Below are 16,899 nucleotides of genomic sequence, written 5' to 3' on the forward strand. Positions count from 1 at the left end.
GCGCGACCGGCGCAAGCGCATCCTCGACGCGACCCTCGCGCTCGCCTCCAAGGGCGGCTACGACGCCGTGCAGATGCGCGCGGTCGCCGAGCGCGCCGACGTGGCCGTCGGCACGCTGTACCGCTACTTCCCGTCCAAGGTTCACCTGCTCGTTTCGGCGCTGGCCAGGGAATTCGAGATGTTCGAAGGCAAGCGCAAACCACTACCCGACGGCGACGGCCCGTCCGAGCGCATGCACACCCTGCTCACCCAGATCACCCGGATGATGCAGCGCGACCCGCTACTCACCGAGGCGATGACGCGCGCGTTCATGTTCGCCGACGCCTCGGCCGCCGCGGAAGTGGATCGGGTGGGCAAGGTGATGGACCGGGTCTTCGCCCGCGCGATGAGCGACGGCGAACCCGACGACCGTCAGCTCGCCATCGCCCGCGTCATCTCCGATGTGTGGCTGTCGAATCTGGTGGCCTGGCTCACCCGGCGCGCGTCCGCGACCGATGTCACGGAACGGCTCGAGCTCACGGTCGACCTGTTGCTGGGCGATCGCGGATAACCCAGCAACCCGGCAAAGCTCACTACCGCAACATCACAAATCGCCCATCGCTGTTGACACCCGTCGGCTGTGCGCCTTCCAGTAGGAAGATGCATAGCCGACGCCGCATATGCGAAACAGCGCATCTACCGGGAGCGCGTGCCTCGCCGCGCCCTCATGTGCCCGGTGAGCTCGACGAATCCGGCAGACGGTGGTGGGCCGCCGGTACGAAATTTGCCGTAAGGTCGCGAGCAAACGACCGGGGGTCGTGCGCACAACCCGCCGCGCCGCTCGCGCGGCAAAATTGACGCAGTATTGTTTTTCGCGCCCCCTGATCAACTCCTCCCATCACTAGGTTGGATGCGTGAGCGCACAGGAACTGCCCTTGGATGTCCGCCGTGCACTGGCGTCGGTTGCGCGCGTGCCACGGCTCTTGGTTGCCTCGGACTACGACGGGACCATCGCCCCGATCGTGTCCGACCCGTCGAAAGCGTTTCCCCAGCGGGAATCGGTGAGCGCGCTACGCGCGCTGGCGGGGTTGTCGAACACTACTGCGGCAGTGATTTCCGGTAGAGCGCTCCGAGACCTGGCGGCGCTGTCGCGCCTGCCGGTCGAGGTGCAGCTGATCGGTAGTCACGGCTCGGAGTTCGACGTCGGCTTCGTGCACGCGATCGACAACGACGCCAAACAGCTACTGACAGAGATCAATTCCGCGTTCTCGAAGATCTCCGCCGAGAACCCGGGCGTGACCGTCGAGATGAAGCCGGCCAGCGCCGCGCTGCACGTGCGCAACGCCAGCCCCGAAATCGGCAGGCGCGCACTGACTTCCGTTCGCCAAGGCCCGGCCTGCTGGGTGGGCGTGCAGGTGACCGAAGGCAAGGCGGTGATCGAGCTCGCGGTGATCCCCACCGACAAGGGCACCGCGCTCGACACCATCCGCCATCAGGAAAGCGCTTCCGCCGCAGTGTTCTTCGGCGACGACGTGACCGACGAGAAGGCGTTCCGGGTGCTCTCTGGACCGGATGTCGGCATCAAGGTCGGCGAGGGCGAGAGCATCGCCAAGCTGCATGTGAACTCCACCGAGGAGGTGGCGCGCGCGCTGGCGTTCCTCGTCGAGGAGCGGCGCACCTGGCTGGCCGGGGCGAGCGCCCCCCGGATCGAGCGGCTGAGCATGTTGGCCAGCCCGCGCTCGGTCGCGCTGCTCACCCCCGACGCGACGGTCACCTGGCTCTGCCACCCCGAACCGGATTCGGCGGCGGTGTTCGCGCATCTGCTCGGCGGCGCGGCGGCCGGACACTTCACGGTGGCGCCGGAGCGGCCGAGCCTGCCGCTGTCGCAGCGGTATGTGGACGGCACGATGACGGTCGAAACCCGGTGGGCCAGTTTGCAAGTGGCCGACTACCTGCCGCACGACGTGGCTCCCGATCGCACCGATCTGACCAGGGTGATCACCGGCGCCGCGAAGGCCGTGGTCACCTTCGCGCCACAACCGGAGTTCGGCCAGGTGCCGGTGCGAATGCAGGTCGTACGCAGCGGAATTCAGGTCAGCGGCACCAATGATCCGATGGTGCTTCGCTCCCCCGGTGTGGAGTGGGAGATCCTGTCCGACGGCACCAACGAGCAGGCGCGCGCGGTGGTCGACCCGTCGCTCGGGCCGGTCGTGCTCGAATTGCGGTGCGGAACCGCGGATCTCGCGCCCTCGATGACGCCCGAGCCGCAGCGCCGCCAGCTCGCCGAGCAGTACTGGTCGCAGTGGGCCTCGGAATTGCTGCTGCCGCCGCTCAAGCCGGATCTGATGAAGCGTTCGGCGCTCACCCTGCGCGGGCTGGTCCATCGCCCGTCGGGCTCGATCCTGGCCGCGGCCACCACCTCGCTGCCCGAGGACATCGGCGGCGTGCGCAACTGGGACTACCGCTACTGCTGGCTGCGTGACGCGTCGCTGACCGCGCAGGCACTGGTGACCCTGGGCTCGCTGACCGAGGCCGAGGAGTTCCTCGGCTGGGTACACAAGGTGCTCGACACCCTGCCGGGACCGGAGCGCCTGCACCCGCTGTACACGATCTACGGCGAGACCCTGCCGCCCGAGGCCGTGATCGACGCGCTGCCCGGTTATGCCGGATCGCGGCCGGTGCGGGTGGGCAACGCGGCCAACATGCAGGTGCAGCTCGACGTGTTCGGGCCGATCGTCGACCTGATCACCTCGATGTCACACGAACGCGAGCGCCAGGGCATCACCGCACCGTCCAAGGCCCTGCCGGATGCCGACTGGGAACTGGTGCACGCGATGGTGTCGGCGGTGCAGCGCCGCTGGACCGAACCCGACCACGGCATCTGGGAGATCCGCGGCAACCCGCGCCACCACGTGTACTCGAAGGTGATGGGCTGGCTCACCATCGACCGCGCCCTGACCCTGGCGGACCGCTTCGACCGCCCCGCCGACCCCGACTGGGTGAGCTTGCGCGACACGATCGCCGACGAGGTGAAGGCGAAGGGCTGGAACGACGAGGTCCAGTCCTACACCGCCGCCTACGACGGCACCGACCTGGACGCGGCCACCCTGCACATCGGCCTGAGCGGCCTGATCGATCCCGCCGACCCGCGCTTCGCCGCGACGGTGGTGGCCACCGAGGCCGAACTGCGCAGCGGCGCCACGGTGTACCGGTACCACCACGACGACGGGCTGCCCGGCGGCGAGGGTGGCTTCCACCTGTGTGCCGCCTGGCTGGTGGAGGCGTACCTGCTGATCGGCAGGCGCTCCGACGCCGAGGCGCTGTTCGCCCAGCTGGTCGCGGCCGCGGGACCCACCGGCCTGCTCAGCGAGGAATACGACCCGGTCGCCGAGCGTTCCCTCGGTAACCACCCCCAGGCGTACAGCCACCTGGGCCTGCTCCGGTGCGCTCAACTGCTCAGCCAGCCGGTCAACGCCCTGGTCTGACAACGCTCGACAAAGCCGGGTTCGAATTTCGAGCCCGGCTTTTCGATGCGGTTCGTACTGGGTATTCGTAGCTGCTAATCTAAAACGGTAACGATTTCCATTACGATCTAGAGCTTGCTCGCCAGGAGTGCCGCGTGAACCCTCGATTCGCCCGCTTGTTCGCCGGTCTCACGGCGGGGGTGGCGGCCGTGGTCGTCCTCAGCGCCTGCGGTACCAGCTCCAGCGATTCCGATACCCCCCAGGTCGTCGCCTCCACCAATGTGTGGGGTTCGGTGGCCTCTGCCGTCGCCGGGCCGGATGCCCAGGTGACCTCGATCATCAGCGACCCCGCCGCCGATCCGCATTCGTTCGAGACCTCGGCCACCGACACCGCCAAGATCAGTGACGCGGATCTCGTCGTGTTCAACGGTGGGCACTACGACGAGTTCATCGAGAAGGCCATCTCGGGCAAGGACAAGCGGACCGTCGAGGCGTTCGAGCAGCGCGCGGACAAGAACGACGACAACGAGCACGTCTGGTACGACGTGAGCACCGTCGCCGCCGTCGCCGATCAGATCGCGGCCCAGCTCGGCCAGGTCGACGCCGCGCACGCCGATGCCTACACCGAGCGCGCGGTCGCCTTCAAGAATCAGCTGATCGGCGTCAGCACCATCACCGGCACCATCGCCACCCAGACACCGAACGCGCCGGTCGCCCAGTCCGAGCCGCTCGCGCACTACCTGCTCACGGCCGCGACCGCGCAGGACAAGACCCCGCACGAGTTCCAGGAAGCGATCGAGCAGGAGACCGACCCGGCCCCGGCCGCCGTCGCCGCCACCCGCGACCTGATCACCGCCAAGCAGGTCAAGGCACTGATCTACAACACTCAGACCGAGGACAAGATCACCCAGGACCTGCGGGCCACCGCGCAGTCCGCGGGCATCGCCGTGGTCGAGGTCACCGAAACCCTGCCCGCCGGAATGGATTACATCCAGTGGCAGACCGCCAACGCCAAGGCGCTCGCCGCGGCCCTGCGCTGAGGACCCCCATGACCGAGGCAACCGCACTGTCGGACACCACCGCCGCACCGGACATCGAGACCGCCGACGCGGCGATCCGGCTGCGCGGGGCCACCATGGCCTTCGGCGACCGCACCCTCTGGCGCGACCTCGACCTCGACGTGCGGCCGGGTGAGTTCATCGCCGTCCTCGGACCCAACGGCTCGGGCAAGACCTCGCTGCTGCGCGCCCTGCTCGGCACCCTCGACCTGAGCTCGGGCAGCGCGGAGATCGCGGGCAGGCGAGCCGGGGTGGGCAATCCGGGCATCGGCTACATCCCGCAGCAGAAGACCATCGACGCGGGCGTGCAACTGCGCGGCGTCGACCTGGTCGGCCTCGGCGTGGACGGGCATCGGTGGGGGCTCGGATGGCGCGGGCGTCGCAGCCGGGCAGCGAAGGTCGAGCGGGCCATCGCCGCGGTGGGCGCCGGGTCGTTCGCGCACGCGTCGCTGGAGACGATGTCCGGTGGGGAGCAGCAGCGGTTGCGGGTCGCGCAGGCCCTCGTCGGCGACCCGTCGGTACTGCTGTGCGACGAACCGCTGCTGAGCCTGGATATGGCGAACCAGCGCCTGGTCGCCGAGCTGGTCGACCGGCGCCGCCGCGAACACGACACCGCGGTGCTGTTCGTGACCCACGAGATCAACCCGATCCTGCCGCTGGTGGACCGGGTGCTGTACCTGGTGGACGGCGGCTTCCGGATCGGTACGCCCGATGAGGTGATGACCTCGCAGACGCTGTCGGAGCTCTACCGCACCGAGGTCGAGGTGCTGCGGGTACGCGGCCGCCTGGTGGTCGTCGGAACCGGCGACGATATGGACGCCCTCGGCGGTACCGCCTGATGGAAAAGCTCACCAAGGTGTTCCAGCAGATGTTCGACTTCACCACCACCGCGAACCTGCTGGGTTACGACTTCGTGCAGCAGGCGCTGTTGGCGAGTGCCCTGCTCGGGTTGCTGGCCGGGTTGATCGGACCGCTGATCGTCGCCCGGCAGATGTCGTTCGCCGTGCACGGCACCAGCGAGCTCTCGCTCACCGGCGCGTCGGCGGCGCTGCTCGTCGGGGTCGGGGTCGGATTCGGGGCGATCGCCGGTTCGGTGGTCGCGGCCGTGCTGTTCGGGTGGCTGGGTTCTCGTGCGCGCGAACGTGATTCGGTGATCGCGGTGGTGCTGTCGTTCGGGCTCGGGTTGTCGGTGCTGTTCCTGTGGCTCGCGCCGGAGCGAGCCGGGTCGAAGTTCTCCCTGCTCACCGGGCAGGTCGCCGGGGTCGGCTACGACGGGCTCGCACTGCTGGTCACCTGCACCGCGGGCGTGCTCGCCGTGCTGGCCGTGGTGTATCGGCCGCTGTTGTTCGCCAGCTCCGATCCCGAGGTCGCGATCGCGCGCGGGGTGCCGGTGCGGGCGCTGTCGGTGGTGTTCGCGGTACTGCTCGGCATCACCGCCGCGTTCGGCGTGCAGATCGTCGGCGCGCTGCTGGTGCTCGCCTTGCTGATCACCCCGGCCGCCGCGGCCGCGCAGGTGACCTCGAGCCCGATGCGGGCGACCGTGCTGTCGGTGATCTTCGCCGAGGTCGCCGCGGTCGGCGGGCTGCTGCTGTCGCTCGCCCCCGGTGTTCCGGTGTCGACCTTCGTCACCGCGATCTCGTTCGGCATCTACCTGGTGTGCCGGGTCGTCGGACATCGCAATCGGCAACTCGCGCACGCGCGCTGAACCCGCGCCGGATCCCGCTCCGATGCCCGAACGGCCGCGAACCACGGAGGTCGGCGCGCAGAATGGCCAGCATGATCGACTTCACCGTTCCGGATGATCTGGCCGCACTGCGAGATCGGGTTCGCGCCTTCGTCGTCGAGCAGATCGTGCCGTTCGAGCGCGATCCCCGGCTCACCGCGCACGGCCCCAACGACGACCTGCGGGCCGAACTCGTCGAACTGGCCCGCGCCGAGAAGCTGCTGACCGTGCAGGCGCCGGTGGAACACGGCGGGCTCGGACTCAGCCACGTCGAGCAGGCGCTGGTGTACGAGGCGGCGGGGTGGTCCACGCTCGGACCGGTCGCCATGAACTGCGCCGCGCCCGACGAGGGGAACATGTTCCTGCTCGGCAAGGTCGCCGACCCGGAGCAGGTCGACCAGTATCTGATGCCGGTGATTCGTGGTGAACAGCGCTCGGTGTTCGCGATGACCGAGCCCGGCGGGGCCGGGTCGGACCCCGGGCAGCTCAGCACGGAGGCGGTGTTCGACGGCGAGAATTTCGTGATCAACGGCCTCAAGTGGCTGATCACCGGCGCCGACGGCGCCAAGACCTGGATCATCATGGCCCTGCTCGCCGAGAACCCCCACCTGCCCGCCGGGCCGACCCTGTTCCTCGCCGACGGTGACGCGCCGGGCATCGTGATCGAGCGGATCATGAACACGATGGACCGCAACTACGTCGGCGGGCACGCGGTCGTCCGGTTCGACAATCTCACGCTGCCGCCGACGGCCGTGCTCGGTCGCACCGGACAAGCCCTGCGGTACGCGCAATTACGGCTCGCCCCCGCTCGGCTCACACACTGCATGCGCTGGCTCGGCGCGGCGGCCCGCGCCCAGTCCATCGCGCTGGACTACGCGCGTACGCGCACCGCGTTCGGCAAGCCGATCGGCGAACACGAGGGCGTGTCGTTCATGCTCGCCGACAACGAGGTGGCGCTGCACCAGTGCAGGCTGACGATTTGGCACGCCTGCTGGCTGATGGATCAGGGACAGCAGGCCAGACACGAATCGTCGATGGCCAAGTCGTATGTGTCCGAGGAACTGTTCAAGGTCACCGATCGCTGTGTGCAAGTGCTCGGCGGGATCGGGATCAGCGACGAGACGGTGGTGGAGATGTTGTTCCGGGACATGCGCGCGTTCCGTCTTTACGATGGCCCGACGGAAGTGCACAAGTACGCGATCGGCAGACACTTGCTGGCCGGTCGCTAGTACGATTCCATCCCATGAGTTCGGAATTGCTCGTCGATGTCGAAGGCGGCGTCGCGCTACTGACGCTCAACCGGCCAGCCAAGCAGAACGCCGTCACCCCGACGATGGCGGCCGAGCTGAGCGCCGCCCTTCGCCGGTGCGATACCGAGGACGCGATCCGCGCCGTCGTGATCACCGGCACCCCGCCTGCGTTCTGCGCCGGCGCCGACCTGGCCGCACGCGGAGGCGACGTGAGCGCCACGCTCGATCCGCCCCCCTGGCAGGTCCGTAAACCGGTGATCGCCGCGGTGAACGGGCACGCGGTCGGTATCGGGCTGGCGCTGGCGCTGCAGTGCGACCTGCGCTATTTCGCTCGCGACGCGGTGTACGGGCTGAACCAGGTGCGTCGCGGGGTGCTCGCCGACGGGTTCGCGCACTGGACGGTGCCGCGCCTGGCCGGCCTCGCCAACGCCGCCGACATCATGCTCACCGGGCGCACCTTCGACGGTGACGAAGCCAAGTCACTCGGACTGGCCAATGCCGCGCTGCCCGCCGACGAGGTGCTGATGACCGCGATGGCGGTGGCCCACGACATCGCCACCGGGACCGCTCCCCTGCCGGTCGCGCTCACCAAGCGGCTGATCTGGGAGAGCCTCGGCATGACGCCCGCGGTGGTCGGGCAGCTCGAATCCGAGCTCAACGCGCAGGTTGCCAAGAGTGTCGACGGTGGCGAGGCGATGGTGGCGTTCAAGGAGCGCCGCCCGCCGAACTGGACCGGCAGCGTCAGCGGCGAATGGCCCGCCTGGGACGCGCCCGGCGTGCACCCGAGCCTGGACTGAGCCTCAGAAGTTCCCGTTGCAGGACCCGGCCAGGTACAGCATCGCGAACAGCAGCATGCAGATGGTGCCGAAGATGCCCGCGATATAGCCGATCAACACCTGAGACCGGCCGCTGAGCGCACCGTAGGACGCGTCGATGTCGTTGAGTGCCCGCTTGCCGAGCACCCACGCGATCGGCCCGAAGATCCCACAGCAGAACGGGCTGAGCAGCCCGAGCACAAGGATCAGGTTGGCCTGCGGGTGCTCGACCGTTTCGCCGATCGGCTGATTAGGGATCGCCACAGCACGAATTGTACGGTGACAGAGCAGTTTTGCCCGTCAACCGCGCGGACTCAGCCCAGACGGCGCTGCCTGGCGATGTCGGCGAGGACGACGCCCGCGGCAACCGAGGCGTTGAGGGACTCGACCGGGCCCGCCATCGGGATGCTCAGGATCGAGTCGCAGTTCTCGCGAACGAGCCGCGACAGGCCCTTGCCCTCGGAACCGACCACGACGACCGTCGGGACGCTGCCGTCGAAGTCGTCGAGGGTGGTGTCGCCGTCGGCGTCGAGGCCCACGATCTGGATGCCGTTCGAGGCCCAATCCTTCAGCGTGCGAGTCAGATTGGTCGCCCGTGCGACGGGCAGCCGGGCGGCGGCACCGGCGCTGGTACGCCATGCCACGGCGGTGACGCTCGCGCTACGACGCTGCGGGATCACCACACCCTGTCCGCCGAACGCGGACACCGAACGGATGACGGCACCGAGGTTGCGGGGGTCGGTGATGTTGTCCAGCGCGACCAGCAGCGCGGGTTCGGCGGTGGCCTTCACCCGGTCCATCAAGTCGTCGGGATGGGCGTAGCGGTAGGGCGGCACCTGCAGAGCCACGCCCTGGTGCATTCCGTTGGCGCTCAGCCGGTCCAGATCGGTGCGAGGCACCTCGAGAATGGAGATGCCCATGTCGGCGGCGCGCTGCACACTCTCCGAGAGCCGGTCGTCGTTCTCGGTGCCGACCGCCACGTACAGGGCGGTCGCCGGCACGTCGGCGCGCAGACACTCGAGCACGGGGTTGCGGCCGAGCACCAACTCGGGACCCTCGTCGGACTTGCGTCCCGCGCGCGGGACGCCGGACTTTCCGGTCGGACGACCCTGTGCCGCATTGGCTTTGGCCGCCGCTCTGGCCCGCTTGGCGGCGGGGTGCTTGGTGCGCTCGGACGCGGGCGGAGTCGCGCCCCTGCCCTCGAGACCGCGGCGATGCTTCCCGCCGGAACCGGCGACGGCACCCTTCTTGGTGCCGCTCTTCCTGACTGCTCCGCGTCGCTGTGAATTGCCTGCCATCAGTTCGCCTTTCCGCTCGATGCGCCCAGCGACCATTCCGGCCCCTGCGGGGTATCGGTTACCTCGATACCCGCGGCGATGAGCCGATCCCGTGCGGCATCGGCTTCTGCCCAGTTCTTGTCGGCCCGCGCGTTCGCGCGGCGATCCAGCTCCGTGCGGACGAGCACGTCGAGCGCGTCGATCGCCGCCGAATTGTCGGCGGGGGTGTACCACTGTTCGTCGAGCGGGTCCACGCCGAGAATTCCCAGCATCGCCCGCACCTGACCGGCCAGTTCGACCGCGGTCTCCACCGCACCCGCTTCCAGCGCGCGATTGCCTTCGTGCACCACGTGGTGAATTTCGGCCAGCGCCTTCGGGACTGCCAGATCGTCGTCGATCGCGGCGGCGAATCCGTCGGTCCATTTACCGACGGGCACTTCGCCCGCTCGGTCCAGCACTCGCTGCACGAAGGCTTCGATGCGCTGATAGGAGGCGACCGCGTCGTCGAGTGCCTTGTCGGAGTATTCGAGCATCGAGCGGTAATGCGCGCTGCCCAAGTAGAAACGCAATTCTACCGGGCGCACCCGGGTGAGGACATTCGGCACCGAGAGCACGTTGCCGAGTGACTTCGACATTTTCTCCCCGCCCATCGTCACCCAGCCGTTGTGCAGCCAGTAACGCGCGAAACCGTCGCCCGCGGCTTTGGACTGGGCGATCTCGTTCTCGTGGTGCGGGAAAATCAAATCCATTCCACCGCAGTGGATATCGAATTCCGCGCCGAGATAGAACTCGGCCATCGCGGAGCATTCCAGGTGCCAGCCGGGGCGACCGGGACCCCACGGCGACGGCCAGCTCGGCTCGCCGGGCTTGGCGGCCTTCCACAGCGTGAAGTCGCGGGGGTCGCGCTTGCCGCGGGTCGGGGTCTCGCCCTGGTGCACGTCGTCGAGTTTGTGGCCCGACAGCTCACCGTAATTCGGCCAACTCACCACATCGAAATAGACATCGCCGTCGGCGGCATAGGCGTGGCCGCGCTCGATCAGGCGCTGCATCAGATCGATCATCTGGGTGATGTGACCGGTGGCGCGCGGTTCGGCCGACGGCGGCAGCACGCCGAGGGTCTCGTAGGCCTTGTCGAACGCGCGCTCGTGGGTCGCCGCCCATTCCCACCACGGCCTGCCCGCTTCGGCGGCCTTGTTCAGGATCTTGTCGTCGATATCGGTGACATTGCGGATGAACTGCACGTCGTAGTCGTGCGCGAGCAACCAGCGGCGCAGCACGTCGAAGGCGACGCCACTGCGCACATGACCGATATGGGGTTGCCCCTGCACGGTGGCCCCACACAGATACACCGAGGCACGGCCGGGGACCAGCGGGGTGAATTCCCGCATGGTCCGCGTGTCGGTGTCAAAAAGGCGCAAGGTCACGGCATTCGATCCTAGTCGGTGGGATTGGGGTGGGGTTGACCGGCCGGTTCGCGGCGCCGTAGTGAACGGAACGGCTGATCGAATCGGCGAAAAGCAATGCGCGGAAAGAAAGGTTCAGTGGCCCGTAGGGGCTACGAACACGCCGCGATCAGACAGGTGGCGATAGCGGCGATACCCTCGCCGCGACCGGTCAGACCGAGACCGTCCGTCGTGGTGCCCGACACCGACACGGGGGCGTCGAGGAGTTCGCCGAGCACTTTTTGCGCTTCGGCGCGGCGGGGGCCGATCTTCGGGCGATTACCGATGACCTGCACCGCGGCGTTCACGATCTCGAAGCCTTCGTCGGCCAGCAGCCTGCGGACCTCGGTGAGCATGGCGGCCCCGGTGACACCGGCCCATTCGGGGCGGCCGACGCCGAAGACAGCGCCCACGTCGCCGAGGCCGGCGGCGGAGAGCAGGGCATCACAGAGCGCGTGGGCGGCAACGTCGCCGTCGGAGTGGCCCGCGCAGCCGTCGGCATCCGGGAACAGCAGACCGGCCATCCAGCAGGGCCGTCCCGGCTCGATGGGGTGCACGTCGCTGCCGATACCGACTCTCATCGGGCGACCGCCTGCTCGACGCCGGGACGCCCGACGGCAGGCGAACGACCGCCGTCAGCCAGCAGCGCCTCGGCCAGGCGTAGGTCGAGAGGGGTGGTGATCTTGAATGCCAGTGGGTCACCGGGGACCGTGTGCACGGCGACACCGAGGCATTCGACCAGGCCGGCGTCGTCGGTGGCGCCATCGTCGGTGGCGTAGGCGCGGCGGAGCAGGTCGGCGGCGAAGCCCTGGGGGGTTTGGATGGCGCGCAGGTGGGCGCGATCGGGGGTCCCGGTGACGATGCCCGCGTCGTCGACCGACTTCACGGTGTCCACGACGGGCAACGCGGGTACCACGGCCTGACTGCCCGCCTGGAGCTCGGCGGCCACCCGTGCGATCAGTTCCGGTGGTGTGAGCGCTCGTGCGGCATCGTGCACGAGATAGCACGCGGCGTCGGGCGCGGCGGCGATGCCCGCGCGCACCGAATCGGTGCGCTCGGCGCCGCCCACCACCACCTGCACCGGCACAGGGGGCATCGAACCGCCGGTCAGCGAGGTGGTGGTGGACAGCAGCGCGGATGCGGCCTCGACCAGCTCGGCGGGCACGACCACGACAACCCGGTGCACCGCACCGGACGCGATCAGACCGTCGACGGCCAACCGGACCATAGGTGTGCCGCCGACCGCGACGAACGCCTTCGGGGTGGGTTCACCCAGGCGCACGCCACGACCGGCGGCAGGGACCAGTGCTACGACAGGTCGCACTTGTTTGTTTGTTTCTAGGAAGCCGCGGCGAGGACCTCGTCGAGCAGCGATTCGGCCTTGCCGTCGTCGGTGCCCTCGGCGAGCGCGAGCTCACCGACGAGGATCTGACGAGCCTTGGCGAGCATCCGCTTCTCACCGGCGGACAGGCCGCGGTCCTGCTCACGACGCCACAGGTCACGCACCACTTCGGCCACCTTGTTCACATCGCCGGAGGCGAGTTTCTCGAGGTTGGCCTTGTAACGGCGGGACCAGTTGGTCGGCTCCTCCGTGTGTGGCGCGCGCAGCACCTGGAAGACGCGGTCGAGACCTTCTTGGCCGACGACGTCACGGACGCCGACGTATTCAGCGTTCTCTGCGGGAACCCGAACGGTCAGGTCGCCTTGCGCAACCTTCAGGACCAGATACTCTTTCTGCACACCCTTGATGGTGCGGGTCTCGATTGCTTCGATCAGCGCCGCTCCGTGGTGGGGGTAAACGACGGTGTCTCCGACCTTAAAAATCATGTGTCCCGTGCCCCTTTCGATGTTCACAGTTTAACATGCGACTCGATAACGGCGCGATCAACTGTGCAGGTCAGGGCCACAACGAGGCCATCGCAGGGGTTGACAATACAGAATTGTTGTGCATTGTGTTGTGGCAGAACGGGTTAACCACCAGCACAGCGACAGGTTATCGCACAGCGCGATCCCGGCATCGATCCGGCAAACCCCCTCGAGACACCGAACTGTTACTTCCGCACCCGCGCGTCGCGAGCCCGAACGTCACCCGCGCGAAGTGAACTACTACGCTGCCTAGTTACTACCCTCCGATCCCCGTGTGGACGGAGTGAGCCCGGTCGACATGGAGGACAAACCGTGACTGCCCTGAAAGCTGTGACCGCCCACTCGGCGCGACGTCGCATGGTGACGGTTGCCGCGCTCGCCGCTGCCGCGGGCATCGCCCTGACCGGCTGCAGTGCCGGCCAGCACACTCAGACCTCGACGCAGGCCGCCGCGATCAACGGCAACCACGCCAACGTCGGCGCCATCGCCCTGCGCAACGTGCACATCGTGTATCCGGAGGCCGCCGCCGAGCACGACAAGGGCGGCAAGGCGGTGATCGCGCTGTCGATCATCAACAACAGCGAGACCGTCACCGACGAGCTGACCAGCGTGAGCACCGACCTGGGCCAGGTCAAGATCACCGGAGCCGCGGGCGACCCCAAGTTCGTGCTGAAGCCGCAGCAGACCGTGGTCGTGGGACCGGGTGAGACCAAGCCCGCCGCGGCCGACGATCACCACGGCACCACCTCGGCGGCGCCGACCACCACCGGGGCCGCGCCGACCGGCGCCGCGGGTATCGACATCCCCTCGAACGACCCGGTGAAGACCCCGGCCACGATCGAGATCACGGGCCTGTCCAAGGACATCGTCCCCGGCCTGACCTACAACGTCACCTTCAACTTCAAGGACGCGGGCACCGTGCAGGTGTCGGTCCCGGTCGATGCCGCGGCCGTCCCGCGCATCGAGAACGAGAAGTCCGGCCCGGCGCCCGAGGGCGCGGGCGGTCACTGACACCAGCCGTGAGGAAGAGCCGTCGCGAACTTCGCGGCGGCTCTTCCTTTTTGTGTCGGTCCGGGTCCGTAGGGTGCGCGTGTGGCCAAGACCAAAGCAGTCTTCCGGTGCTCCGCGTGCACGCACGAGGTGTCCAAGTGGGTAGGTAAGTGCCCTGATTGCGGTGCCTGGGGAACGGTGAACGAGGTGGCCGTTTCGGCGTCCACCGCTGCTCCAGGGCGGCGAGCGATGCTGCCGAGTACCGCGGCGGCGCCGCTGTCGCAGATCGACGCCAAGGTCACGCAGGCGCGGTCGACGGGGGTGAGCGAGCTCGATCGGGTCCTCGGTGGCGGGGTGGTGCCGGGGTCGGTGGTGCTGCTGTCCGGCGAGCCGGGAGTCGGCAAGTCGACGCTGCTGCTCGAGGTCGCGTTCCGGTGGGCGGCGGCGCGCGAAGAGACCGCGCTGTACGTGACCGCCGAGGAGTCCGCCGGGCAGGTGCGGCTGCGGGCCGATCGCACGGGTGCCGTGCATGACCGGGTGTACCTGGCGGCCGAATCGGATCTGTCGATCGTGCTGGGGCATGTGGAGCAGGTGCGGCCGTCGCTGCTGGTCGTCGACTCCGTGCAGACCATGCTGGCACCGGAGGTGGACGGGGTGATCGGCGGTGTCACCCAGGTGCGCGCGGTCACCGCGGCGCTGACCTCGCTGGCCAAGGCGACCGGGATCGCGGTGCTGCTGGTCGGACACGTCACCAAGGACGGCAACGTGGCCGGCCCGCGCACGCTCGAACACCTGGTGGACGTGGTGTTGCAGTTCGAGGGCGACAAGAATTCGTCGCTGCGCATGGTTCGCGGCATCAAGAACCGGTTCGGCAGCGCCGACGAGGTGGGCTGCTTCGAACTGCACGACGACGGCATCGCCTGCGTCGACGATCCGTCCGGGTTGTTCCTGCACCATCGCACCGACACCGTCCCCGGTACGGCGGTGACCGTCGCGATGGACGGCAAACGGCCGCTGGTGGCCGAGGTGCAGGGGCTGACCGTCAAGACCGAGATCCCGCAGCCACGCCGGGCGGTGAGCGGGCTGGACTACAACCGCGTCGCCATGGTGCTGGCGGTATTGCAGAGCCGAGGCCGGGTATTTCTCGGCAAGCACGATGTGTACGCGGCGACCGTCGGCGGGATGCGCCTGCTCGAGCCGACCGCCGACCTGGCCATCGCCTTGGCCATCGCCTCCGCCGAGGCCGACATCGCCCTGCCCGCGGGGTGGGTGATCCTCGGCGAGGTCGGGCTGGCGGGTGAGGTTCGCAAGGTCACCGGGCTCGGCAGACGCCTGGCCGAAGCCGAACGGCTGGGGTTCACCACCGCGCTCGTTCCGCCCGGTTCGGAGAAAACCAAGACCGGCACGATGCGTATCCACGAGGTCGGGGATCTCCGATCGGCACTGCGATTGGCCGAACTCCGCAAATCCCGCGCACCCCGCGAAGTAGTGGCGGTGGAATAACTGCGGCAATCGCCTGATTCAGCGCCGGTTCGCCAATGCCGCGCCAATGTCCATTGACGGCACCGCCGATCTTGCGAACGCTGCAAATCAACCCATCTTGAACATGTGACCTATGGCGCACCCGCACAATGCCCCCGGCATGCGGGAGCGCGGCGTCAAGAGGCGAGGTTGAACGGCTCCGCGGCGCTGCGAACGGCGCCGAGCTGGGCTACGACCATGTACGCACCCGCGGGCACCTGGAGGCGGTCACCCGCGCACTGCGGCTGCGAGGTGGTGCCGAACCAGGTGCCCTTGTACGAGAGTTGTTCACCGGCCTTGAGCGTCTTCATCTCCGCCGGATCGTCCTGGTTGCAGTCGTTGCTCGCCCAGAGCCTGCGCTGGCCGTCGAGGGTGTAGACGAGGAACTGTGGGCCCGCGCCGAGGTCACGCGAGCAGGCCGCGGACGAGATGTTGGTGATCACTGTGCCGAACGCGGGCTGGTCGCCGACCCGATAGGTCGGCTGGCCGACCGTCACCTTCAGCGCCAGCGACTGATCCGGGCACGGCTGTGCCGCGGGCTGATCGGCGGCGGTCGTCGTCGCGCTGGGCGTGACCGACCCACTGATGGGTGTGGCCGACGCACTACTCGACGACGCACTACTCGACGCCGAGCTCGTCTCGGACGCGCTCGACTCCGCCGACGTGGTCGTGCTCGCGGCCGCGTTGTCGGCGCCGGACGAGTCCCCACCGCGCGAGACCATGGTGACGAGCCAGATCACGATCGCGAGCGCGACGACGATGACGCCGATCGCGAGTGCACGGCGGCGCCAGTAGATCTCCGGTGACAGCGGTCCATTCGGTTCCAGCACGCCTCAACGGTAAGCGCAGCGCGCAGGGGCGCGCTCGATGACCTCGGCGTGTCGGGGGCCGAACCGGGGAGAAGCCGACGGTTCAGACCACCTCACCGATATTGCCGACAGTGCGCCGCAGGTGCACGCGACCGTCTTCGAGCTTGTAGGTGACGCTCGCGATAGCGCACTGACCAGTGGCAACACGCTGGGAGATGATCATCGAGCGCTGCATGAGCAGCTTGCTGGTCTCCACCACGTGACGCGCTTCGAGATCGTCGAGCGAGGTGAGCCCTTCGCGTCGCCCGACCAGGATCGACGGGGTCACCCGCTCGACCACGCTGCGAATGAACCCACCGGGCACCTCGCCGCCGTCGAGCGCGTCGATGGTGGCCTTCACGGCGCCGCAGCTGTCGTGTCCGAGGACGACGATCAGTGGCACGTTGAGCACCTCGACGCCGTATTCGATCGAGCCGAGCACCGAACTGTCCACGACGTGGCCCGCTGTGCGCACCACGAACATGTCGCCGAGCCCCTGGTCGAAGATCAGCTCGGCGGCGACGCGGGAATCACCGCAGCCGAACAGGATCGCGTGGGGGTTTTGGCCCTTGACGAGTTTGGCTCGGTCCGCGGCACCCTGGCTAGGATGCTGCAGGGTGTCGTTGACGAAGCGCTCATTGCCTTCGCGCAACGACTTCCAGGCGC

The 16,899-nt window shown here is 68.3% G+C and carries 17 protein-coding genes; 9 read left to right on the forward strand and 8 right to left on the reverse strand.

Annotated elements, in window-relative coordinates; translation table 11 throughout:
- From kstR to ACFWF3_RS03120, 7 genes are all read left to right on the forward strand, one after another.
- Positions 1-550 (forward strand): cholesterol catabolism transcriptional regulator KstR (gene kstR, locus ACFWF3_RS03090; protein ID WP_379312234.1); only part of this gene is annotated, 550 nt, incomplete at its 5' end.
- Between the two features lie 343 nt (positions 551-893).
- Positions 894-3,464, forward strand: a complete 2,571-nt coding sequence (otsB, locus tag ACFWF3_RS03095) for a trehalose-phosphatase (RefSeq protein WP_379312235.1) — start codon at positions 894-896, stop codon at positions 3,462-3,464.
- Between the two features lie 134 nt (positions 3,465-3,598).
- On the forward strand, positions 3,599-4,483 hold the full coding sequence (locus ACFWF3_RS03100; RefSeq protein ID WP_379312236.1) for a metal ABC transporter solute-binding protein, Zn/Mn family: 885 nt from the start codon (positions 3,599-3,601) through the stop codon (positions 4,481-4,483).
- Positions 4,484-4,578: 95 nt separating this feature from the next.
- A complete protein-coding gene (locus tag ACFWF3_RS03105) occupies positions 4,579-5,340 on the forward strand; it encodes a metal ABC transporter ATP-binding protein (protein ID WP_378990808.1) in 762 nt (253 codons plus the stop codon).
- Positions 5,340-6,206 (forward strand): metal ABC transporter permease, encoded by an 867-nt coding sequence (locus tag ACFWF3_RS03110; RefSeq protein WP_378990712.1) that lies wholly within the window; start codon positions 5,340-5,342, stop codon positions 6,204-6,206. Before ACFWF3_RS03105 ends, ACFWF3_RS03110 begins: the two co-directional genes overlap by 1 nt.
- A 71-nt stretch (positions 6,207-6,277) precedes the next feature.
- Entirely contained in the window at positions 6,278-7,453 is a 1,176-nt protein-coding gene (locus ACFWF3_RS03115; RefSeq protein WP_379312237.1) for an acyl-CoA dehydrogenase family protein, read from the forward strand.
- A gap of 14 nt (positions 7,454-7,467) precedes the next feature.
- Entirely contained in the window at positions 7,468-8,271 is an 804-nt protein-coding gene (locus ACFWF3_RS03120) for an enoyl-CoA hydratase/isomerase family protein (RefSeq protein WP_379312238.1), read from the forward strand.
- 3 nt (positions 8,272-8,274) lie between these two features.
- On the opposite strand, the gene ACFWF3_RS03125 is transcribed toward ACFWF3_RS03120, so the two are convergent.
- From ACFWF3_RS03125 to carD, 6 genes are all read right to left on the reverse strand, one after another.
- Positions 8,275-8,553 carry a DUF4190 domain-containing protein gene (locus ACFWF3_RS03125; protein ID WP_378990714.1) on the reverse strand — a complete coding sequence of 93 codons (279 nt, stop codon included), beginning with the start codon at positions 8,551-8,553 and terminating at the stop codon, positions 8,275-8,277.
- A 50-nt stretch (positions 8,554-8,603) separates the two neighbouring features.
- The gene (gene rlmB / locus ACFWF3_RS03130; RefSeq protein ID WP_378631574.1) at positions 8,604-9,587 is read right to left on the reverse strand and encodes a 23S rRNA (guanosine(2251)-2'-O)-methyltransferase RlmB; all 984 of its coding nucleotides are present in this window, start codon (positions 9,585-9,587) and stop codon (positions 8,604-8,606) included.
- Positions 9,587-10,990, reverse strand: a complete 1,404-nt coding sequence (cysS, locus tag ACFWF3_RS03135) for a cysteine--tRNA ligase (protein WP_378990716.1) — start codon at positions 10,988-10,990, stop codon at positions 9,587-9,589. The genes rlmB and cysS overlap by 1 nt, the downstream gene beginning before the upstream one ends.
- A gap of 131 nt (positions 10,991-11,121) precedes the next feature.
- Positions 11,122-11,589 carry a 2-C-methyl-D-erythritol 2,4-cyclodiphosphate synthase gene (gene ispF / locus ACFWF3_RS03140; RefSeq protein ID WP_378990717.1) on the reverse strand — a complete coding sequence of 156 codons (468 nt, stop codon included), beginning with the start codon at positions 11,587-11,589 and terminating at the stop codon, positions 11,122-11,124.
- Positions 11,586-12,332, reverse strand: coding sequence for a 2-C-methyl-D-erythritol 4-phosphate cytidylyltransferase (gene ispD / locus ACFWF3_RS03145; protein ID WP_379312239.1), 747 nt, complete (start codon positions 12,330-12,332; stop codon positions 11,586-11,588). The genes ispF and ispD overlap by 4 nt, the downstream gene beginning before the upstream one ends.
- 14 nt (positions 12,333-12,346) lie before the next feature.
- Entirely contained in the window at positions 12,347-12,835 is a 489-nt protein-coding gene (gene carD / locus ACFWF3_RS03150) for an RNA polymerase-binding transcription factor CarD (RefSeq protein ID WP_019044685.1), read from the reverse strand.
- A gap of 351 nt (positions 12,836-13,186) precedes the next feature.
- On the opposite strand from carD, the gene ACFWF3_RS03155 reads away from it, so the two are divergent.
- Positions 13,187-13,885, forward strand: coding sequence for a hypothetical protein (locus tag ACFWF3_RS03155; RefSeq protein ID WP_378990719.1), 699 nt, complete (start codon positions 13,187-13,189; stop codon positions 13,883-13,885).
- 81 nt (positions 13,886-13,966) lie between these two features.
- Positions 13,967-15,367 carry a DNA repair protein RadA gene (radA, locus tag ACFWF3_RS03160; protein WP_378962695.1) on the forward strand — a complete coding sequence of 467 codons (1,401 nt, stop codon included), beginning with the start codon at positions 13,967-13,969 and terminating at the stop codon, positions 15,365-15,367.
- Positions 15,368-15,522: 155 nt separating this feature from the next.
- On the opposite strand, the gene ACFWF3_RS03165 is transcribed toward radA, so the two are convergent.
- Both ACFWF3_RS03165 and ACFWF3_RS03170 read right to left on the reverse strand, forming a co-directional pair.
- Positions 15,523-16,215, reverse strand: coding sequence for a hypothetical protein (locus tag ACFWF3_RS03165; RefSeq protein WP_379312240.1), 693 nt, complete (start codon positions 16,213-16,215; stop codon positions 15,523-15,525).
- A gap of 82 nt (positions 16,216-16,297) precedes the next feature.
- The coding region (locus ACFWF3_RS03170; protein WP_379312241.1) for a carbonic anhydrase at positions 16,298-16,899 on the reverse strand (602 nt) is incomplete at its 5' end.

The sequence above is a fragment of the Nocardia sp. NPDC060220 genome (assembly GCF_042727815.1).
GTDB lineage: Bacteria > Actinomycetota > Actinomycetes > Mycobacteriales > Mycobacteriaceae > Nocardia.